Annotated in this window: 20 protein-coding genes and 1 pseudogene; 14 read left to right on the top strand and 7 right to left on the bottom strand. The window is 37.4% G+C overall.

Annotated elements, in window-relative coordinates:
• The first annotated feature begins 67 nt into the window (after positions 1 to 67).
• From H0S58_RS10510 to H0S58_RS10485, 6 genes are all read left to right on the top strand, one after another.
• A complete protein-coding gene (locus H0S58_RS10510) occupies positions 68 to 1,492 on the top strand; it encodes a phosphomannomutase/phosphoglucomutase (protein WP_195726488.1) in 1,425 nt (474 codons plus the stop codon).
• Positions 1,493 to 1,502: 10 nt separating this feature from the next.
• Positions 1,503 to 2,399, top strand: coding sequence for an acetylglutamate kinase (argB, locus tag H0S58_RS10505; RefSeq protein ID WP_195726487.1), 897 nt, complete (start codon positions 1,503 to 1,505; stop codon positions 2,397 to 2,399).
• A 291-nt stretch (positions 2,400 to 2,690) separates the two neighbouring features.
• Positions 2,691 to 3,539 carry a class II glutamine amidotransferase gene (locus H0S58_RS10500; RefSeq protein WP_092719348.1) on the top strand — a complete coding sequence of 283 codons (849 nt, stop codon included), beginning with the start codon at positions 2,691 to 2,693 and terminating at the stop codon, positions 3,537 to 3,539.
• 338 nt (positions 3,540 to 3,877) lie between these two features.
• The gene (locus H0S58_RS10495) at positions 3,878 to 4,327 is read left to right on the top strand and encodes a bacteriohemerythrin (RefSeq protein ID WP_092719351.1); all 450 of its coding nucleotides are present in this window, start codon (positions 3,878 to 3,880) and stop codon (positions 4,325 to 4,327) included.
• Between the two features lie 140 nt (positions 4,328 to 4,467).
• Entirely contained in the window at positions 4,468 to 5,550 is a 1,083-nt protein-coding gene (locus H0S58_RS10490) for a hypothetical protein (protein ID WP_195726486.1), read from the top strand.
• Positions 5,550 to 5,873, top strand: a complete 324-nt coding sequence (locus tag H0S58_RS10485; protein ID WP_193891958.1) for an RnfH family protein — start codon at positions 5,550 to 5,552, stop codon at positions 5,871 to 5,873. Before H0S58_RS10490 ends, H0S58_RS10485 begins: the two co-directional genes overlap by 1 nt.
• Positions 5,874 to 5,917: 44 nt before the next feature.
• Here the strand turns inward: H0S58_RS10485 and H0S58_RS10480 are convergent, their stop codons facing one another.
• Complete coding sequence (locus H0S58_RS10480; RefSeq protein WP_053579730.1) at positions 5,918 to 6,316, bottom strand: outer membrane protein assembly factor BamE; 399 nt, start codon at positions 6,314 to 6,316, stop codon at positions 5,918 to 5,920.
• A 112-nt stretch (positions 6,317 to 6,428) separates the two neighbouring features.
• Between H0S58_RS10480 and fur the strand changes: the two genes are divergently transcribed.
• A complete protein-coding gene (gene fur, locus H0S58_RS10475; RefSeq protein ID WP_053579731.1) occupies positions 6,429 to 6,866 on the top strand; it encodes a ferric iron uptake transcriptional regulator in 438 nt (145 codons plus the stop codon).
• Positions 6,867 to 6,920: 54 nt separating this feature from the next.
• On the opposite strand, the gene H0S58_RS10470 is transcribed toward fur, so the two are convergent.
• Together H0S58_RS10470 and H0S58_RS10465 are read right to left on the bottom strand one after the other, a co-directional pair.
• The gene (locus H0S58_RS10470; protein ID WP_053579732.1) at positions 6,921 to 8,042 is read right to left on the bottom strand and encodes a PilT/PilU family type 4a pilus ATPase; all 1,122 of its coding nucleotides are present in this window, start codon (positions 8,040 to 8,042) and stop codon (positions 6,921 to 6,923) included.
• Positions 8,043 to 8,067: 25 nt separating this feature from the next.
• The gene (locus tag H0S58_RS10465; protein ID WP_053579733.1) at positions 8,068 to 9,105 is read right to left on the bottom strand and encodes a type IV pilus twitching motility protein PilT; all 1,038 of its coding nucleotides are present in this window, start codon (positions 9,103 to 9,105) and stop codon (positions 8,068 to 8,070) included.
• 124 nt (positions 9,106 to 9,229) lie between these two features.
• Here H0S58_RS10465 and H0S58_RS10460 point away from each other — a divergent pair, with 124 nt between their 5' ends.
• Positions 9,230 to 9,916 carry a YggS family pyridoxal phosphate-dependent enzyme gene (locus tag H0S58_RS10460; protein ID WP_195726485.1) on the top strand — a complete coding sequence of 229 codons (687 nt, stop codon included), beginning with the start codon at positions 9,230 to 9,232 and terminating at the stop codon, positions 9,914 to 9,916.
• Between the two features lie 350 nt (positions 9,917 to 10,266).
• Here H0S58_RS10460 and H0S58_RS10455 read toward each other — a convergent pair whose 3' ends face one another.
• Together H0S58_RS10455 and H0S58_RS10450 are read right to left on the bottom strand one after the other, a co-directional pair.
• Positions 10,267 to 13,875 (bottom strand): AAA family ATPase, encoded by a 3,609-nt coding sequence (locus H0S58_RS10455; RefSeq protein ID WP_195726484.1) that lies wholly within the window; start codon positions 13,873 to 13,875, stop codon positions 10,267 to 10,269.
• A gap of 9 nt (positions 13,876 to 13,884) precedes the next feature.
• A complete protein-coding gene (locus H0S58_RS10450) occupies positions 13,885 to 15,141 on the bottom strand; it encodes an exonuclease SbcCD subunit D C-terminal domain-containing protein (RefSeq protein WP_195726483.1) in 1,257 nt (418 codons plus the stop codon).
• A 227-nt stretch (positions 15,142 to 15,368) separates the two neighbouring features.
• On the opposite strand from H0S58_RS10450, the gene H0S58_RS13990 reads away from it, so the two are divergent.
• From H0S58_RS13990 to H0S58_RS10440, 3 genes and pseudogenes are all read left to right on the top strand, one after another.
• The gene (locus H0S58_RS13990) at positions 15,369 to 15,827 is read left to right on the top strand and encodes a transposase family protein (RefSeq protein WP_265088218.1); all 459 of its coding nucleotides are present in this window, start codon (positions 15,369 to 15,371) and stop codon (positions 15,825 to 15,827) included.
• Entirely contained in the window at positions 15,775 to 16,245 is a 471-nt protein-coding gene (locus tag H0S58_RS13985) for a transposase family protein (RefSeq protein WP_265088219.1), read from the top strand. The genes H0S58_RS13990 and H0S58_RS13985 overlap by 53 nt, the downstream gene beginning before the upstream one ends.
• Positions 16,246 to 16,386: 141 nt before the next feature.
• Positions 16,387 to 17,364: pseudogene (locus H0S58_RS10440) on the top strand (GGDEF domain-containing protein).
• 186 nt (positions 17,365 to 17,550) lie between these two features.
• Here the strand turns inward: H0S58_RS10440 and H0S58_RS10435 are convergent.
• Positions 17,551 to 18,519, bottom strand: a complete 969-nt coding sequence (locus tag H0S58_RS10435) for an MBL fold metallo-hydrolase (RefSeq protein ID WP_195726482.1) — start codon at positions 18,517 to 18,519, stop codon at positions 17,551 to 17,553.
• A gap of 172 nt (positions 18,520 to 18,691) precedes the next feature.
• Here H0S58_RS10435 and H0S58_RS10430 point away from each other — a divergent pair, with 172 nt between their 5' ends.
• The 3 genes from H0S58_RS10430 (at position 18,692) to H0S58_RS10420 (ending at position 20,621) form a co-directional block, all read left to right on the top strand.
• Positions 18,692 to 19,051, top strand: a complete 360-nt coding sequence (locus H0S58_RS10430) for a hypothetical protein (protein WP_195726481.1) — start codon at positions 18,692 to 18,694, stop codon at positions 19,049 to 19,051.
• 5 nt (positions 19,052 to 19,056) lie between these two features.
• Positions 19,057 to 19,879 (top strand): IS5 family transposase gene (locus H0S58_RS10425; protein ID WP_193891903.1). Its coding sequence is split into 2 segments (ribosomal slippage): positions 19,057 to 19,437 and positions 19,439 to 19,879, totalling 822 coding nucleotides; the frame shifts between segments, so codons are not numbered across the junction.
• 91 nt (positions 19,880 to 19,970) lie between these two features.
• On the top strand, positions 19,971 to 20,621 hold the full coding sequence (locus H0S58_RS10420) for a hypothetical protein (RefSeq protein WP_195726480.1): 651 nt from the start codon (positions 19,971 to 19,973) through the stop codon (positions 20,619 to 20,621).
• A 42-nt stretch (positions 20,622 to 20,663) separates the two neighbouring features.
• Here the strand turns inward: H0S58_RS10420 and H0S58_RS10415 are convergent, their stop codons facing one another.
• Positions 20,664 to 21,020: a hypothetical protein gene (locus H0S58_RS10415; protein WP_195726479.1), complete on the bottom strand. Its 357-nt coding sequence runs from the start codon at positions 21,018 to 21,020 to the stop codon at positions 20,664 to 20,666.
• Positions 21,021 to 21,106 lie beyond the last annotated feature (86 nt).

Here is a 21,106-nt window from a genome sequence, read left to right as displayed (position 1 = left end):
TGAATTATAAAAGACTCAGCATTTTATAAATATTTTGATGGGCTATTGTTTACTAGAAGAAGCTAGCATGAATTTTCAGAATAAAAACTTCCCATTACAAATTTTTCGGGCTTATGATATTCGTGGAAAAATATCTTTTTTAACCCCTGAGCTTGTAAAAGCGATTGCCTATGGATTGGTTACCCAATATCAGAAGGCAGGACAAGTGCAAATTGCAATTGGCTATGATGCACGATTAACCAGTCCACAATATGCAGAAATTATCAAACAAGTCTGCGATGATCATGGACTAAAAGCCACTTTGATTGGCTGCTGTTCAACCCCTTTACTGTATTTTATTGCGCGTCAGTTTGGCGGAAATGGGATTATGCTGACTGCCAGTCATAATCCAAAAACAGATAATGGAATCAAATGGATTCTTCAAAGCGAACCACCTTCTCCTGAAATGATTCAAGAAGTGGCTGCCACTGCCAATACTGTATTTGAACCTACACAGAAAATTATTGTTTTGCCCATTGAACATCAAGTTGTGGTCAAATACTGTCTTGAGTATCAACAAGCACTGTTACAAGATATCCAGCTCAAACGTTCTTTTAATGTGGTTCTTGATGGTTTAAATGGTTCAGCCGGACAGTGTGCTGCCTTGGTTTTTGATAAATTGGACTGTGAGTTAACCACTTTGCGTTGTGAAGCAAATGGTGAATTTCCAGATCATGCACCGGATCCATCACAAGAAAAACATCTCCTTGTTTTAAAGAAAACAGTTTTGGAGCAGCAAGCTGACATTGGCATTGCGCTTGATGGTGATGGTGATCGAGTTGTTCTGATTGACGAAAAGGGCACTATTATTTCGGCAGATCGTTTACTCTCGTTATTTTCTGAAATGTGTTTAAAAACACATCCGGCGCATGAAGTGGTCTTTGATGTAAAATGTTCGACCATGGTTGGCAACACCGTACGTCATTTAGGTGGGCAGCCGAAAATGATTCGTACTGGAAGCTCTTTTTTACGTCGTTATATGTCGCACTCTAAAGGAAAAGCTGTTTTTGGTGGAGAGTACGCAGGTCATTACGTTTTTAATGATGGCCGTGGTTTTGGTTATGACGATGGTTTATACGCAGCTTTACGAGTACTTGAGTATTTAAGTGAGCATCCTAATTTAACGCTATCAGAAGCACTTCTCGCTTATCCAGAGCGTTGTTGTACCGAAGATACTTATATCAGTACTTATAGTGAAGAACCAGATGCCGTGCTACATGATGTAGAAATTAAAAGTCATGATTTTGGTGCTAAATTAAGTAAAATTGATGGTATACGACTTGATTTTAAAGATGGATTTGGCATTATTCGAGCATCAAATACGGGTGAGTATTTTACGGTACGTTTTGATGCAGACAATCCTGTAAGATTAAACGATATTCGAGATACATTTTTTTTCATGTTAAATGAGCGATATCCTAAAATTGCTCAAGATATTTTAAATGCTCAATAAGGAGAGGTGAATGCCACAGCAACATACTGGCATCGACAAAGCACAAATTTTGACAGAAGCTTTGCCGTATATTCAACGTTTTGCGGGTAAGACGCTAGTAGTGAAATATGGTGGCAACGCAATGACCGATCCAGAGCTTGAAAGCTCTTTTGCACGTGACATTGTTTTACTAAAAACCGTTGGTCTCAATCCAATTGTAGTCCACGGTGGCGGCCCTCAAGTAGACTCTTTTTTAAAACAACTTGGCCGTGAATCTGAGCGTATAGATGGGATGCGGGTGACTGATCCAGCGACCATGGAAGTGGTTGAAATGGTGCTGGGCGGAAGTGTAAATAAGTCTATTGTCAATCTTATCAACAAGCATGGTGGACGTGCGATTGGTTTGACAGGTAAAGACGGAAATTTAATTCGTGCTCAGAAATTGATGATGGAAAAAACAGCTGAAGATGGCACAGTTCAAAAAATTGATTTGGGTTTGGTCGGCGAAGTTGTAGGTGTCAAAATTGATGTTTTAGAAATGTTTACTGGAAGTGATTTTATTCCTGTCATTGCTCCACTTGGCGTGGATGAGGACGGCAATACCTATAATATTAACGCTGACCTTGTAGCAGGTAAAGTTGCAGAAGCCTTGGGTGCAGAAAAACTAATTCTGTTGACCAATATTTCAGGGGTATTAGACGAAAATAAAAATTTACTTACAGGTTTAAGCACCAAGGATGTCGATCGTCTGATTGAAACGGGCGTCATTTACGGTGGCATGATTCCTAAAGTGGGTTGTGCATTAGATGCTGTAAAAGGGGGGGTTGTGAGTGCACATATTGTCGATGGGCGCGTTCCGCATGCGACATTATTGGAAATTTTTACCGATCATGGCGTGGGTACTTTAATTACCAACTACACAGCATAATAAACAATACCTCAGAATTTTGATTAAAAGTCCGTCATTTACTGAAACGACGGACTTTTTTATTTCAACTTAAGCCTAAGTTGGGTAAAGAAAAATTTTAGATTATGTTGATATACAGATATACAACAGCCGATGAGTTTTTGATATTCACGACATGATGAAATACAGATCTCATGAGAAGTCTTTAGCTCTGCATTAAAACGGGAATATTTAGTGTGAATTGAGGTTTGCATCACTTTATAGTCTGTTGCAAAATAGAAAAATCCTATACTTGCTGTTTTGATTGAAATTATGTGTCAGTTACTCGGAATGAATTGTGCTACACCAACGGATGTGACTTTCTCATTTCGGGGTTTTTCTCAACGCGCTGGAATTACCTCAGACCATTGTGATGGTTTTGGTATCGCTTTTTTTGAAGATAAAGCGTGTCGGCTGTTCGTGGATAATCAATCCGCAGTGGATTCTCCTATTGCTGAGCTCGTTCGGAATTACCCGATCAAATCACGTAATGTCATCGCTCATATTCGTAAAGCCACTCAAGGTAAAATTACTTTAGAAAACTCACACCCTTTTAGTCGTGAACTGTGGGGGCGGCAATGGATTTTCGCGCATAATGGCGATTTACATGATTTTGATCCTCATTTATCGGGACGTTTTATTCCGATTGGCAATACCGACAGTGAGCGAGCTTTTTGCTTTTTACTGGATCAGATGGTGATTAAATTTGGTTATCATGAACCCAAACTCGATCAAATTTTTGATTTGCTTGCTGATGTATCTCCGAAAATAGCAGAACATGGAACCTTTAATTTTTGTCTATCCAATGGTCAGGCTTTATTTAGTTATGCCATTACCAAATTACATTGGTTGGTACGTGAATATCCCTTTCAACCTGCGCAATTGATTGATTTAGATGTAGAAGTTGATTTTAGTCAAGTCACTACCCCAGATGACCGAGTCGCAGTGATTACCACCGAGCCTCTCACCCAAAATGAATCATGGACAGCATTTAAAGCGGGAGAAATGATTTTATTTCAACATGGATGTCCTATCCGAAAACAACTCACTCATGTTGAGCGCTTAGAACGTGAAAAATTAAATCCTGAGCTTCGAAGAGTTACGCGTGCTGATCAATATTAATGATTATAATATTTTATTTAAAGAAAGCCTTTTTGATTCGAAAAATCATTTTGAATGAATAATAATATTTTTTTAATCAAATGAATCTATAGAGTTATTTATTTGGTTAAAGATAAAAATAAGATGATTTAAGTTTGATTTTTTAATTATATTGGTTAAAAAATACTTTATTCTTTTGGTTGGTGTTTTCATTAAAATTAATAAATATCATTCGCTTAGATTTTTTATGTCAAATAATAAGTAAACCCGACTATTTTGGTTTATTTTTATTTTATAAAAATCAATATATTATAAATTTAAATAATGATTGGCATATATTTCAAAGGGGCGGAAATAAAATGAAGTGGGTTCCAGAATATAATACAGGGATTGATGTCATTGATGATCAACACAAAAGAATTCTTGATTACATTAATGAGATTAATAGCATGGTCGGAAATACAGATCATGAAAAAATAAAAAATATTTTAAATCATATTATTGATTATACGCAGTCACATTTTACATTTGAAGAATCATTACAAGAAGAGGCAGATTATAAATATCGTGTGCCACATAAACGTGTTCATGATTTATTTATTAAAAGAATTGAGTCCTATCGAGATCGTTTTGAAATGGGGCAAGCAATTGAAAGTGAGTTGCATGAAGTCCTGTCTAAATGGTTGATTAATCATATACAGCACGATGATGCTGATTATGTCGGTGCAGTCAAAGAAAATATGATTGGAATTATTAAACAAAAAGAACAAAAAAAGGGTAAAAACTGGTTTGCACGGTTTTTTTCATAAAAAAAATAAAATTATAAAAATAAAGAAAGAATAATAATTTTGCGCTGCAAATCATTTGAAAAGATGGTTTGCATTTTTTATTTTTGATTTTCGCTGACGACAAGGGCAAAATAGCAGAAGACTTTTTTTAGGACCGCATCATGCAGGATCAGGCTCTGTCACGATGGCTATCGCCGCTGATGGCATTTTGTTTATCTTTTATTATTATTGCAAGTTTAGCACCTGTTGTTGGCATTCATGCTGATCGTCAAATTGATTTTTGGTTGCTTTGGCTAAGCACGATGCTGATTTTGGCTTTACCAATTACTTATTTAGAAATTGCGTTGGCAAAACGCTCAAAAATGACGGCATTAAATGCCTTGTCAAGTTTGACCCGTGATGCAGATGCTTCACAAAAATGGCGTTTAGTCGGTTGGCTGGCCGTGGGATTTATTCCGTTTTTAGCGGGAAGCATCTTGTCAAATGCCAGTCAGCTACTCAGACAATTTGCATTCCAGAACGTAAATGTAAATCTTGTTTTTATCGGTTTAGCAATTGCAGCGATTGTGATTTCATTTATATCAAGAAAAATCATTGTTTTATGTACTGTAATTGGTGTGTTGGTAGCAATTGTAGTTGCACAATTACAGGGAACGGCTCTAGTGGCTTGGCATGTAACCCCAGTTCAATTAAGTGAATGGGGCAGTGCGACGGTTTTAGCTTTAGTCGCAAGTGGTTTGGGAATGGGATTATATTGGCAAACCAGCTTAGCCACAATTAAACAGCAAGATGTCGCCACTAAAACGGTACTGCCGATTTGGATTGCACAATTACTGGCTGTGATTGCTTTTGGCTTTTTTGCAGTCAATTCCTTAGAGTCAGGCTTTGCATTTGTGATTGCTGTACTTGGTGGAGCTGCTTTACTGCTCAATTTGGTGCGTGAACAACTCTTAGAGCGACAGTTTAGTTTGGTACTGCAATGGTTACTTATCGTGGTGGCGTTGTGTGTCTGGATTGTTCCTGCCATGCATCCTGTATTGAATACCCTATTAATGCTTTGGGGGTTAATCATTTGCTTAATTTACGCCATTTTTGCAGGATGGATTATGAAAATTAGTCATCTGCGTAAATCAATGAATTTTAGTAATGAGCTATTTTATAATTTATGGCGTATTGCAGTTCGTGTAATTTTACCGCTTTCAATTATTGTGGCTATATTTGTCATCATTGGACAAGGGTTCTAATGAGTAAGCTAGCACAGGTTTGGGTGGCGTATGCGGCTCAAAATCAACAATTTCATATCAGGCTTGCTTTTCAAGAGGGTATGACGGCTTTGGATGCTGTTGAACAGAGTGGAATTCGTAGCCAAACAGATTTGCCTGAACCTTTATTATTGGGAATTTTTGGTACGCGTCTACAAAATCTTCAGCAGAAACTACAAATCGGTGATCGTGTAGAAATTTATCGAACACTCACGATTAATCCAAAAGATATCCGTCGAAAACGTGCCGCGGAAAACCCTGTGGGGCTTTATTGTCGTGGAAATCGCTTTAAACAATTGAAGTAATAAGAAAACCCCTCATTGAGGGGTTTATTTTTATTTTAAAGCAGCTATAGTGGGGGCGCAGTTAGAATCGCTTCTTTCGATCCTGGTAAGCCCGGTTGAGATTCTGGAATGGTTTCCAGTCCTTCAATTTTTTGTACAATACCATTTTGATCGAAGTAAATTTTTAAATGCTGACCATGTGCTGCAGGGATTTTAGCTTTTTTAGCGTAGGTTCCTGGAATATAGTTGTAGATGTAGTCCCAACGTAACGGGTTCATTGGATCTGAAACTGTCGGACTACCAAGCAAAAAACGTACTTGTTGGTGGCTCATACCGACTTGAATTTTTGAAGCTTGTGCTTGAGTTAATGGTGTCCCTTGAGGGATATCAACTTTGTATACGCCCAAGGTCGAACAGCCTGCGAGCAGTGAAGTGACGAACAACGTCAACATGATTTTTTGCATTTTGCTACACTATCCCAAATTAATTATGATGCATTTGATCCAAGGATAGATCATACTGCATCTAAACTTTGTTGCATATTCCAACTTTAAATTTGTTGAGAGACCTTTTTACATGCCTATTTCAAATCAAGATTTACGCAAAGCTGGACTTAAAGTTACGCTTCCACGAATTAAAATATTAGAATTATTAGAAAATTCAAAACAACATCATTTAAGTGCGGAAGACATTTATAAAACTTTACTTGAACAAGGTGAAGATGTCGGTTTAGCAACTGTGTATCGAGTGTTAACACAGTTTGAAGCTGCGGGAATTATTCAACGTCATCATTTTGAAAACAATCATTCAGTTTTTGAAATTATGCAAGAAGATCACCATGATCATATTGTTTGTCAAAATTGCAATAAAGTCGTTGAATTTACAAATGATGTCATTGAAACTCAACAGCATGAAGTGGCTGAAAAATTTGGCTTTACTTTAACAGGCCATTCGCTCAACCTTTATGGTTACTGCGACTCGAAAGAGTGCCAAGATGCATTGCGTAAAAAATAATTTTGCTTAATGGCAATTAAAAACAGGCTTCGAAGGAAGCCTGTTTTTTAATTTTTAAGATTGACCATCAAAGGTAATATTGGTGCCAGCATGCATTAAACGATCAGCCCCTTCTTCTGAGAGTTTGATTTGTAAACGCAAATCGTTTGGTGAGTCCGCATGTTTCAGTGCATCTTTGTAGGTAATTTGCTTGGCCTTATATAAATCAAATAAAGCTTGGTCAAAAGTTTGCATACCCAGTTCGCGTGAGCGCTTCATCAAATCCTTAATTTCATGCACATCTCCTTTGCGGATCAGGTCTGAAATTAATGGAGAGTTAATCAGAATTTCGATGGCCGCTCGACGTGAATTGCCATCTATGGTCGGAATCAACTGCTGAGCCACCATGGCTCTTAAATTAAGCGACAAGTCCATAAAGAGTTGGTTATGACGGTCAGCTTCAAAGAAATGAATAATACGATCAATAGCTTGGTTGGCGTTGTTGGCATGCAGCGTTGCAAATACTAAGTGACCCGTTTCAGCAAAGGCAATGGCATAGTCCATGGTTTCACGTGAACGAATTTCCCCAATCAAAATTACATCGGGTGCTTGACGTAAGGTATTCTTTAACGCAATTTCAAAAGAGTCTGTATCAATACCGACTTCACGCTGGGTAATAATACAGCCCGCATGTTCATGAATAAATTCAATCGGATCTTCAATGGTAATGATATGACCTTTGGAATTATGGTTACGATAACCAATAATAGAAGCCAAAGACGTTGATTTACCTGTTCCCGTTGCTCCTACAAAGATGATAATACCGCGTTTAGTCATCGCCAGTTCTTTTAAAATAGGCGGTAACTTGAGCTCATCCATAGTTGGAATAACCGTTTCGATACGACGTAATACCATGCCAGGATGATCACGCTGTTGAAAAGCACTGACACGAAAACGCGCAGTTTTATCACGATTATTAATGGCAAAGTTACATTCACGAGTTTCAGCAAATTCTTTACGTTGCTTGTCACTCATGATTGAATTTAAAAGCTGACCCACTATTTCTCCTGTCAGCTTTGTTTTTGCAATCGGAAGAATCTGACCATTAATTTTCATTGAAGGTTCAACATCAGCAGTGAGAAATAAGTCTGATGCTTGTTTTTGAATCATCAAATTGAGTAAGTCGTTAAAATCCATAATAAGTTCCTAAATCCATTTAAACTTACAAGAAGGCTTCTGGTTGTTTTGCCATTGTTCGTGCTGTTTGGGGACTAATCATGCCTTTAGCCACTAACGTTTTTAAACTTTGATCCAGCGTGGTCATGCCGTAGTTGGCACCTGTTTGAATGGCAGAATACATTTGAGCCACTTTATTTTCACGAATTAAGTTACGAATCGCTGGAATCCCAATCATGATTTCATGTGCAGCCACACGCCCACCACCATTTTTCTTCAGTAAAGTTTGAGAAATCACGGCTTGTAAGGATTCAGATAACATGGCACGAACCATATCTTTTTCTTCAGCAGGGAAGACGTCAATCACACGGTCAATGGTTTTTGCCGCAGAAGTAGTATGTAGCGTACCAAAGACCAAGTGGCCTGTTTCAGCAGCCGTTAAAGCCAAACGAATGGTTTCAAGGTCACGCATCTCACCGACCAAAATAATGTCAGGATCTTCACGCAAAGCTGAGCGTAATGCTTCGTTAAAACCATGTGTATCACGATGGACTTCACGTTGATTGACCAGACATTTTTTTGATTCGTGTACAAATTCAATCGGATCTTCTACTGTTAAAATATGGTCATAACGATGATCATTAATATAATCGACCATTGCTGCGAGTGTGGTCGATTTACCCGAACCTGTCGGCCCTGTAACCAAAACAATGCCACGAGGAAAGTTACAAATATCTTTAAAAATTTGCCCCATGCCCAAGTCTTCGATGGTTAATACTTTAGATGGAATGGTACGGAATACTGCACCTGCACCACGGTTTTGGTTAAAAGCATTGACACGAAAACGTGCTACACCGGGAACTTCAAAAGAAAAGTCAGTTTCTAATTTTTCTTCAAAATCACGGCGTTGTTTATCATTCATAATGTCATACACCAATTTGTGTACTTCTTTATGTTCCAAAGCTGGTAAATTAATACGACGAACTTCACCGTCGACTCGAATGAGGGGGGGCATACCCGCGGATAAATGTAAGTCAGATGCTCCATTTTTAGCCGAAAAGGCCAGTAACTCTGTAATGTCCATAATTTTCCCCAAGACCATTTAAATGTTATTTATTTTGTTAGAATAATAAGGCTTTCCCTGAGCTTAACCAACAGTTAGTTTATCGGCAAAGAAAAAAAAGATGAATGAAGTGAGAATCTCGTCAATGAATAATTTTCTAACGTCACGAAGTCAAGTTTTACAGAAGATTGAAGTAGCATGTAAATATAGCCAACGTGATCCCAAAACTGTAGCGTTATTGGCAGTTTCCAAGACGCATCCCAGTGAAACTTTACGTGAAATGTATCACGCGGGTCAGCACAAATTTGGAGAAAATTATTTACAAGAAGCGTTAGATAAAATTCAGAGTCTGAACGATTTGGAGATTGAATGGCATTTTATTGGTCATGTACAACGCAATAAAACGAAGCATTTGGCTGCAAACTTTGCTTGGATACATGGAGTAGATCGTTTCATTATTGCTGAGCGCTTGTCGAATCAGCGCGAAGATACGCAGATTGCACTCAATATATGTTTGCAAGTCAACATTGATGGGCAAAATACCAAAGATGGTTGTCATCCCAATGATGTTACAGATTTGGTGAAACAGATCAGTCAGCTTCCACATTTAAAACTGCGTGGTTTAATGGTTATTCCAGCACCAGATAATTGTGGTGCTTTACTTCAAGCGAAACAACTTTTTGATGAAGTTAAACAGCATCATGCTTATCCTGAAGATTGGGATACCTTAAGTATGGGCATGTCTGGTGATATGGTTGAAGCGATTGCGGCAGGTTCTACCATGGTTCGAATCGGTACGGCATTGTTTGGGACGCGTGACTATTCTGTTTAAACAGCCAGTTCAAGTCAAATTTTCTACAAGCACAGGTCATGTTGTTGTACGTTTTGGCTTACATCAGATGGTGTCTTTTGCCGCTAGTATCAAGAGCATGAATTTCTTATTATAGTTTTATCAGGAGACAGGATGTTTCCCTTATAAGAATAATAAAAGATAACAACATGGATGTGCTAGGTAGGACAGGAGTTATACCTAATACCGAATCTAGAAAGCCTCGACAGGATGTCGAGGCTTTTTTAGTTTTGAAACTTTTATTTGAGTTGTTTGAAGGCGCATGTGAATAAAGCTGAAATTAAAAAGGCTCGTTCTTTTTTCCTCATTTGAGGAACCATAACCAACTGGGATTAGCCTGTGATATGAATACGACTTGCGCCTGCACCAATTGAGTTGACTTGAATTTGTACAGGAATACGTTCGTGCATATCTTGAATATGAGAAATTAAAACCACTTTACGTCCTTGGCTTTGCAGCTGATCTAAAGCATTCATCACCAGATGCAACGATGCAGGATCCAGTGTGCCAAAACCCTCATCGATAAATAAGGATTCTAGTTTCATTGAGCCTGATGCCATATTTGCAATTGCCAGTGCCAAGGCTAAAGACACCAAAAAAGTTTCACCGCCTGACAACGACAGGACAGGACGTATTTCACCATTCATATCATGATCAATGATGGCCAGTCCAAGGCTATCAGGAATACGTTGCAATTGATAACGTGCAGCTAAGGGCTGCAATTGCTGATTGGCGTATTCAACTAAAATATCTAAATGATATTCTTGTGCCATTTTTTGAAATTTTGTGCCTTCTTTACTTCCGATCAGTTCAGAAATTCGTCCCCAACGATATTCTTCAGCAACGATTTTTTCAATATGTTGTTGATATTTGGCGGACTGTGCCAGAGCTTGATGCTGCAAACGCTGTTTGGCATCCAGTTCATTAAATTGTTCTTGTAGATGTAGAAGTTCGGCCTCGAATGTATGCAGTTGCTGCTGTACATCTTCAAAGCTCAATTCAGGTTGCTGAGCTTGATGTTTTTCAAATTGATGTTCTAAGGTATCCAATACACTTTTAGCACTTAAAACCGCCTGCTGCTGTCTTTCCACATACAAACGAATATTTTGTGCTTCTTGAGAAGAGAGACTTAAGCAATGTTGAATGTCGTCAAGACTAAAGTGGGCATGTTGCTTTTGCCATGACGCAATGTGGGCTTCAAGCTGCTCTAAGCGCTGTTCAAATTGGGTGGCTGTGGTTTGATACTCTTGTTGCTTCAGTTGTGCTTGTTGGAACTGCTGGTCACTTTGGCTGAAGTGCTGACGTTGTTGTTCAATGTTTTGTTCAAGTTCAATTTTTTCGTTGTCTAAGGCCAATAACCATTTTTTCCCGACATCAAAGCCTTGATCATTAAATGGCGCAATCAGATTTTTAATACGCTGACGCAAAACAGTCCCTTCAGCACTAATGGCATGATTTTGTTGTTCGAATTGCTGTATTTGTAATTGATAGAACTGTAATTCTTTTTGGGTATACGCAAGTTGTTGTTGCAGGTTTTGTTGTTGCAATCCCATTTTCTCAAGTTGCTGTATGGTGTGGCTACGCGTTTGAATATCTTGAATCAGTTGTTGGCTTAAATGAGCATTTTTTTGCCACTGGATGAGTAATGGTTGATCAAATTGTTTGAGTAAAGGTTCAACACATTGTTCAAGTTGATTAAATTGTTGTTCGACCATCTCTAGGGTCTGAATATCTTGATTGAGTGTACGGCTTTGTTGAATGTACTGCTGCAATTGTTGCTGTTGTTCCGCGTACTTTATCTGCTGTTGCTTAATCTCATGCTTCAATTGGTTGAGCTGTGATTGTAATGCATCGGGTTTAAGATCAGTATTTACCTCCAAATGCTGTTGTTGAATAATGTGTTGGATCTGGCTGAATTGAAGTTGCTGGTTTTGAACTAACTCTTCTAAGCGTAAGGTTTTTTGCTCTATGAGTGTATGTAATCGTGACTGAGCAAGAATCAGTTTTTGCAAAGCCTCATGAGCTTGTGTTTCTTCATTTTGCCCCTGCTGTAACTGAATATCTTGCACATGTTGTAATGCAGAATGCAAAAGTTCTTGATGACTAACAAAAGGATGTTCATTACTGCCACACACCATACAAGCTGTATCAGGCTGTAGCTGAGCACGTAAATCTTGCACACTTTGTGTTTGCAGTAAACGTTGTTGTGCAAAGAGTTCTTGCACCTGTTTGCGGGCCTTTTGCGCGCTTAAATACTGTAGCTGCGCCTGTTCGATATCATGTTGTAGTGTCTTACTTTGCACCAGCAATTGCGAATGGTGTATTTGAATCTGTTGTTGCTCTTGCTGATCCTTGAAAATTTGTTGCAGTAAAAAAAGAGTTTGCTCCACATGGTGCAAGCAATCTTGGGCTGAAGATTGCTGCTGCCGCAACGTACTCTGTTGCTGCTCCATCTGGTTTAAATCACCGTACTGCTGTATTAAAACGCGTTGTTGAAGGTATCGTTCAGCCAGTTGCTGTCTTAGTTCAGAGCTTGAATATTGCGTATAAGCTTCATTTTTTTGCTGAATTTGCTGCTGTAATATTTCAAATTGTTGTAAGCGCTCAATGGTGGCTTGAGGTTCGCGATCAAAAACAGCTAAATTTTGGCTAGTCAAGAGTTGTTGTTCAAGTTTTTGATGATCTTGCTGAATGAGCTGTAACTGCTGCTGGAGTATCAATTGTTGCTGAGTAAAGGGTTGAATTTGATTCGTCAGAATCTGCTCTATTTGGGTTTGAGTATTTTTATATTGTTTGATTAAAACGTCAATTTGATTGTCTAAATCTAAAGTTTGCTCAAGCGTCGGTTTGAATTCTACATGTTGTTGTTGCTGGGTTTTAAGTGCAACGATAAGCGCATTCAGTTGGGTCTGATGTTGAAGATATTGTTGTTCTAAGCTGTGAAATTGAGTTAAAAAGATAGTTTGTTGTTGTTTAAGTTCAACCCTCTGTTGCTGAATGTTTTGCTGTTGCACAAAGGCATCACGAATGCTTTGAAATTGATCAAGTTTTTCTAATAGAGCTTTCTGTGCTGCCATTTTTTCATTGGCATCAACTTGTACCCAGTAAAATTCCTTTTTGGCTTGAATCTCTGTGTGTAATACGTGTTGTTGCTGATGCCAGCGTAGGTCATTTTGTAATAATTTTTCTGCCTGTTGCTGACTTCTTAATTGGAGTCGGCTTTGTTCATGCTGTTGTTTAAGCTCTACCACTTGTTCTTCGCTGAGGAGTTCTATATGTCCAATCAAACTTTGTAATTGTTCTTTTTGCTGACGAATCTCTTTGGTTTTTTCAAAAGCTTTTTGACTGACGACACTAAAGATATGCGAGTTGGTTAAATATTCTAGTAAATCTGCGCGGTCTTGGTCTTTGGCTTTTAAAAATGCGCCGACTTCTGACTGTGCTAATAGCACCGCACGTGTAAATTGTTCAAAGCTTAGTCCAATTAATTTTTCAATGGTAGGCGTACATTCAGAAATTTTTTGCGTCAAAATACGTTGATCTTCGACACAACGAATAGCACGATCTACTTTTAAATTCCCATCCATTTTATTACGCGCACGTCGAATATCCCAACGTGCAATATAGCGTTTTTGATCCAAAGCGATAAATTCAAGTTCAGCAAAACCTGCAGTCGTACCACGGCGTAAAATATTTTTTGAATCTTTAATTGAGATCCCTTGTCCACTTGGGTCTTTTAAACTACCTACTGCACCATTTAAGCGTGGAATTTGATCATAAAGTGCCAAACACATGGCATCTAATAATGTGGATTTACCTGCACCAGTTTTACCTGTGATGGCAATTAAACCTGCATTCGATAGAGGTTCAGACTCAAAATCAATACTGTGTTCACCCGCAATAGAGGCCAAATTACATAAATTTAAACGTAAAATTTTCATCGATTGTGCCTATTGATCGGGTGTAGCATGTTCAAGCGTCTGTTGAGCATCATGTAAGAGTTGAAGGAAATCGCGTTGTACTTCGTCATCTACTTGATAGCCCATTTTTTCCCAAAGTGTTTCAAATAATTGTTCTGGGGTAGGCGGTTCTAAATTCATTTTGCTTTGTGCATCAAGGTCATGATCTTGCTGAATCGGTTTACGATAAATACGCACCAAACGGTATCGATTGGGTGGCAAAGCCTGTTCTATTTGTTGGCGTAAATCGAGCGGCGGTGGGACAAGTGAATAGTATTCCACATCTACATATTCACGTTGCTCGATCGCATAAATTTCTCCAGTGGCTAAAGCACGTAACTTCTGCATTACTTCATCAAGTTCGCCTGAAATTTTATGCAAATGAATACTGCGTGGTACTTCAAGTACATTCAATCTAAGCCGTGTATCATCTTGCTGATGAGGTTGAATTTTAACTTCAACCACCTGATGCTTGTAATTGATTTCACTAAAAGATAAAGGAATCGGGGAGCCACTATAACGAATATGAGCGTGCTGAACTTTTTGAGGTTTGTGTAAATGTCCAAGTGCGACGTAATCAATGACTTCATCAAATAATGTGGTAGAAAGGGCTTCTTCATTACCGATTATTATTGGGCGCTCAGAGTCTGAGGTTTCACCCCCTTGCATATGTGCATGTGACATTAAAATTAGGGCTTGATCTGCTGTTTTACGTTCTTTGGCTTCACGAATCAATTGCTGATGTAAATAGGCAATTGCATTTTGACTATTACTGGTATGTTCATTAAATCCAGTGATTTCTGCAGGACGTAAAAAGGGCAGGGTCAAACACCATGCCACGATATTCTTGTTTTCATTATAAATGGGTAACATTAAACGATCTAAATCGAGTTGACCCGCTGCATTTTTATGAATCACACCGACAGTTTTGGCATTATATTTTTCTAGTAAAGGTTCGACCTGTTCAATTCGATAACCTGAGTCATGATTGCCTGCAATCATCAGCGTTTGCATATGGGGTGCACAAGCATGAGCATCGGCTAAAAATTGATAAAGTTGTTTTTGAGCCAAAGATGCAGGATTAATCACATCGAAAATATCCCCTGCAATCAGTAAGGCATTGGGTTGTTTTTGCTTGATTTGTTCGAGTAACCATTTTAGAAACTGTTCATGTTCATACTGACGTGAGTGATTATAAAAAAACTGACCCAAGTGCCAATCTGATGTATGAAAAAAATGAACAGCCATATGCTCTGAAACTCATGAAAATTGCCCCGATATACTATAGGCAAATTTCCGACATTAAAGCTAGTTCTATTGTCATTTAGAGGGGATATTATATTTCTATTTTTTTTAGTTTTAAGATAAAAGTCCAGTATCTCTTTTTATTTTTTTGATTAAAAAATATACTCATTATTTAAACTGAGATAAATTCTATTTTAATTAAACAATAGACCTCTTTCATAAATCAAAAAATGATCTTCTTTTTGGTTGATATTTGCACTCCGGATTTCTTAGCATTCGTGCATAATCTGCGGATGAAATACATCGATTCAAACAAGCTTTCTGATCCTCAGTTCAAGCGATACACTGGCATCTCATGGTCAACCTTCTATTTAATGGTTGAGCAATTGAAGAAACTTGTTCCTACTAAAGGCAGACCGCCCAAGTTAAGCCTGGAAGACCAGATTCTGCTCTGTCTAAGCTATTGGCGGGAATACCGAACCTTATTTCACGTTGCAACGAGTTACGGGGTTTCAGAGCCCACAGCCTCAAGAATTGTCCGTCATGTTGAAGACTGCCTGATTCAGTCCAATCTTTTTAATTTACCCAAAGATTTACCCGAGGGCGAAGGCATAGACTGGAATGTTGTGATCGTGGATGCCACAGAAATCCCAATACAAAGGCCTAAAAAAACAGAAGAAAAGCTATAGCGGCAAGAAAAAGACCCATACCTTCAAAGTACAGGCCATGATTCACTACAAGACTCAGCAAATACTGAGTTTATGTACCAGTCGCGGTGCTGTACATGATTTCGAGCTATTTAAAAGAAACATAAAGCTGATTCCTTCAGAAGCCTTTGTTCTTGCAGATAAAGGCTATCAGGGTATTTATGCTCTGCATCCGAATAGTCTGTTACCTTTAAAAGCCAAAAGACGTTGTAAATTGGATCCTGAACTAAAAATCTATAATCAGGAAATCAATAAAAGAAGAATAGGAATTGAGCATGTATTTGGCAGGCTTAAAACCTTCAAAATCTTTGCTGAGCGTTATCGAAATAGAGGTAAAAGACTCGGTTTGAGATTCAATTTAATTGCTGGAATCTATAACTTGGAGCTGAGTAAAAAATGATTTATGAAAGAGGTCTAATATACAATACAGAACACCTTGCATCTGTTATGCAAGATCAACAATTCAATAAAATCGGCATTGCATCTTAAGCCTATTCGGTAATGATTCAGATATGCTGATTAACATAAGATGAGTCAGCCAATGCAAAATAGCCCATTCAAAAATAATCATGTATACAACGAAGTGGTATATAAAACTTTAATTGAATCGACTCTGGCAATCCCATGGAGTATCGATTGGGACACGAAGCAATTTACTTATATTGGCCCACAAATTGAAAAATTGCTGGGTTGGCAACAGCAGTCATGGAAGTCGGTACAAGACTGGGTTGATCGTATGCACTAATTAGATCGTGATAAGACCTTCAGCATGTGTGTCGCACAATCAATTGCAGGAATTGATCATGAAGCAGATTACCGTGCTTTAAAAGCGGATGGATCGTATCTTTGGATTCGAGATGTGGTTCATGTCATCCGTAAAGAAAATGGTGATGTAGATTCACTGGTTGGGTTTATGTTTGATATCTCTGAACGTAAAAAACAAGAGCAGCAATTAGAAATACTGCAAAGTCAGCTAGAAGAATTTTCATATAAAGATGGTTTAACTGGAATTGCCAATCGCCGTTTATTTGATGAGTTTTTTGCACGTGAATGGCAAAGTGCAATCCGTTTACAACAACCGCTGTCTATTTTACTGATTGATCTGGATTATTTTAAACAATATAACGATCAACATGGTCATCTTCAGGGCGACCAATGTTTACGTGAGATAGCACAATTATGGACAACGTGTTGTAGTCGCCCACGAGATTTGGTTTCACGTTTTGGTGGAGAAGAATTTGCGATTGTTTTACCTGAAACAGATGAAACTGCTGCAATTCAAATTGCTGAAAGTTTGCTACAGGCATTAAACAATGCCAAATTACCGCATTGTGCTTCCACTATTTCTGATTATGTGAGTTGTAGTATCGGAGTGAAAACCATCATCCCTACAGAACAACAAGACAGAGTCGGGTTTTTAAGTGAGGTCGACCAGAATTTGTATCATGCGAAACAAAACGGACGGAATGGTTATCAAGCAGGAGAGGTACATACTTTGCAAGATTTAACAGGTTCATGATTCTGACGTTATCAAGTCACAAAAACACATTTATCCTAAATTAAAATCAGATGAATAAAGCAAATATGTGTGGCTTTAAATTTCCGATAAAATTTTATAATCATCAAAAAATGGACTTTTTATAGTGAAGATGCCCGTCAGTTTGTCAACTGACGGGCATTATTTTTGATAAAGCACTTTTATGCATCAGTCTTTAAAATGGATTGGAATCCACTGGTAGCGTTGATTATCTGCTGAATAAATATGCCCAATACCGGGAAAAGGCAAATGTGGTGCAGCAATGGTTTGTCCATTTTTAGCATAATCTTTAAATTGTTTTAAACGGGTTTGTACTGCTTTTTTCGGGTCGATATCATAATCGATTGCCGTTTCTGGTTTGTCGAATTGCACGGTATGTGAGTGCACAATGTCACCAATAAATACCACTGTTTCATCTTTGGTTTTCAGCGCATAGCTAAAATGTCCCGGCGTATGCCCCGCGGTATTAATGACTTTAAAACCCTGAACTTGATCGCCCAATTGATACGTTTTAAATCGTTGTTTGGCTTGATAAGGTGCAATCGCCTGTTTAATTTTTTCAACAGTCCCTAAGTAACCTGCTTGTTTGTCTTTCGGGAGTTTGCTGGCTTGTTTCGGATTTAGCCAATAGTTCGCTTCATCGTTCGAGACATAAACCATTGCATTTGGAAAGTTCGCAACTCCATTTTGGCTAATGCCGCAGACATGGTCAGGATGTAAATGCGTCAATAAAATCGTATCGACTTGTTCAGGTTGATATCCAGATGCTTTTAAGTTGCTTAACACTGAACCCAAATGTGTGCCAAAACAACTGGCAGCACCGCTATCTACTAAAACCAGTGAATGACCTGTATTCACGAGGAAGGCATTGACAGAGGTTTGTATGCCTTTGGCTTGGTCGGCAGCGTATTTCTTTAAAATGTCATGTACTTCTTTTTCGAGAATGTTTTGAAAGAGTTTAGGCGACATGAAATTGGTGCCGTCTAGTAGAGCAGTGATTTGTACATCACCCGCTTGGTATTGGTAATAGCCTGAAACTTGTTTTTGTTGTGAAATTGGGGCAGGGGGAGGAAGGGCGAAGGCGGATATACTCATAAGGCTTGAGCTAATTAAAATTGAAGCAATTAATTTATTCATTTATAAATTTTCACAAATTTTATTGAGTGGTTTGTTTTAGCATGTGAGGTGATTTTTTTCATCTAGTTTTTAACGAGATGAACAGTTTGAAACACCCCTTTAAATATCAGTACTATTTTTCTATTAAAATTAGAGTTAATTTGAATAAAGATTAAAATTTGAGTTTTATGTAATGAGTGAAAAACAAGAATATTCAGGAAAACCTTTAGCTTATTTAGATCATAATATTTTAGATGGATTTTTGAATTGTCAGAATCATGATTCAGATTTTATTGAGAGTTTTATGCAGCATGTTCAAGTTGTTTATTCTGACAGTACATTTCAAGAAATCCATAGATCAGGTTTAAAGAAACAATACTATTCTGATAACTTTTTAGAGTTGTTAGAAAATTTAAATGCTTTGTATATAAAACCAATACTTAACGGAAATTTTAAATTCACAGGTCAAATGAGGTTAACCTGTGGTTCTGTGTTTAGTTATTACGAAGAATATATTAGACCTCTTGCGAAAGTAAAAACTGCCTCAATATAGATTTCATGAAATATCAGAAATTAAATCGTTTTTCAGATTCTGAATTCCAGCGCTTGGTTGGTGTACCTCGAGCAGTTTTTAGTGAAATGGTCGAAGTTTTAAAAGAAGCAGAATCACTCAAAAAGAAACCAGGTCGTCCTCATACTTTAGATATAGAGGATCAGTTGTTATTAACTCTGAATTACTTACGGAACTACAGCACTCAACTGGAATTAGCGGCAAATTACCATATCGCTGAAAGTAATGTGAATCGAACCATTAAAAAGGTTGAAGATGCATTAATGAAATCAAGACGTTTTACCCTGCCAAAACGAAGCATTACCACAGCAGACGAACAATTTAACTGGGTAATTATTGATGCGACAGAATGTTCAATAGAACGCCCGAAAAAAAAATCAGAGTAAGTTCTACAGTGGTAAAAAGAAGAAACATACGCTAAAAGCACAAGTGATCTATCATCCGAACAGCAAACAAATCATAGGGCTAGATATATCGAATGGCAGTCAGCATGATATTAAATTGGCAAGAAAAACGGTTAAGAAATTCAAACATTGTGAATATGTTATGACCGATTTAGGGTACTACGGATTAGAGCAAGATGGCTTTAAATTATTGATGCCAATAAAGAAAAAGAAGAATTTACCCTTATTTGATATTGAGAAAAAGTACAATAAAATGATTGGGAAAATACGAGTTGTGATCGAACACATTAATAGTCAATTGAAAACATTTAGAATATTAAGTGAACGCTATCGAAATAGACGGAAAAGATTCGGTTTACGCATTAACTTAATTGCTGCACTCGTAAACCGGATAAACTTGCAATAATGACTTTCGCAAGAGATCTATTAATGAGATCACTAAATATGACCAATTTTTAGCACCTCTCCAAAAGAATGTTTTTGCAGTTTACGGTGGTGTGAAAAATTATGATGAAATGGCAGGTGAGCAGATCGAAGCACAGTATAAGTTATTAAATTTTTTAGAACATCAAATAACTGCATTGAAAAATGATAATATTAACCATTCATTAGCAGATTTGTTTATTAGACAAAAAGAAAATGAACTCAATCAAATGAAAGTTAATATGCCTGAGTTTGAAGTAGTTGTCAGGAACAATGTGGAACACATAAAACAAGCTAACAGTAAAACTGCCGCACACTTAGCATATAGAAATGAACTTAAAATTAATATTGATCAAATAAATAAGATTGAATATCCAAATATACTATTAAAAATTTGGAATAAACTTCAAGAAGATAATGAATCACTAAGAGATAAAGAACTCAATGATTTCTTACAGATAAATAACTGTGTACACAAGTTTGAAAAAATACATGCAATATATACCAATCTGAATATCACAGGATTTAGACCTGAGAAAAAAGTTAAAAATGAAAAGAAATTTATAAGTGCTCAAACAGATATTTCGCATGTAGCTTATGCAAGTTATTGTAATTATTTTATTACTAATGATGAAAGACTATTTGATAAGAGTAAAGTAATCTATGAGTATTTAGAAATAAGTACTCAGGTTATAAATATTCCTAGATTTCTGAATCAGTCTTAAAAGAAAAGCCTCTACAACGTAGAGGCATTTCTTTTAAAAATCTTATTTTGTACATTCAGGTTGTGAGCGATCAATAACTTGAGTACCTTCTACACGGTAACCGATTTGGCCCACGATAAAAGCATGGTTTAATTGAGTAATTACGACATCAGACAAAGCAACCGCGCAACGGTCTTTTTCAATAGCACGATCTATAGCTGTTTTAAAGTTAGGAATACCTAAAGGGAAAAGTACTACAGGTACTTTATCTTCACCTATTACACGCTCGCCTTTAACAAACTGATTTGAGTTTAGGTTGTAGTTTTTAGTTGAAGCAACTGTCATATCAGCCATACGAATCGAGCAACCAGTAAATGCAATAGTTAAAATAGCTAAAACTGGAACTAATAATTTTTTCATACTTACCCCTGAATAATTATAAATTAAAAAACGTATTGATTTTATATAGAAAATAATAAAATTCAATTAATTAAATTTGTTTTTCA

It is taken from the genome of Acinetobacter sp. TTH0-4 (genome assembly GCF_015602665.1).
In the GTDB taxonomy this organism is placed as follows: Bacteria; Pseudomonadota; Gammaproteobacteria; order Pseudomonadales; family Moraxellaceae; genus Acinetobacter; species Acinetobacter albensis.
The sequence above is the reverse complement of the archived record's forward strand: the minus strand, read 5'-3'. Positions and strand labels throughout refer to the sequence as shown.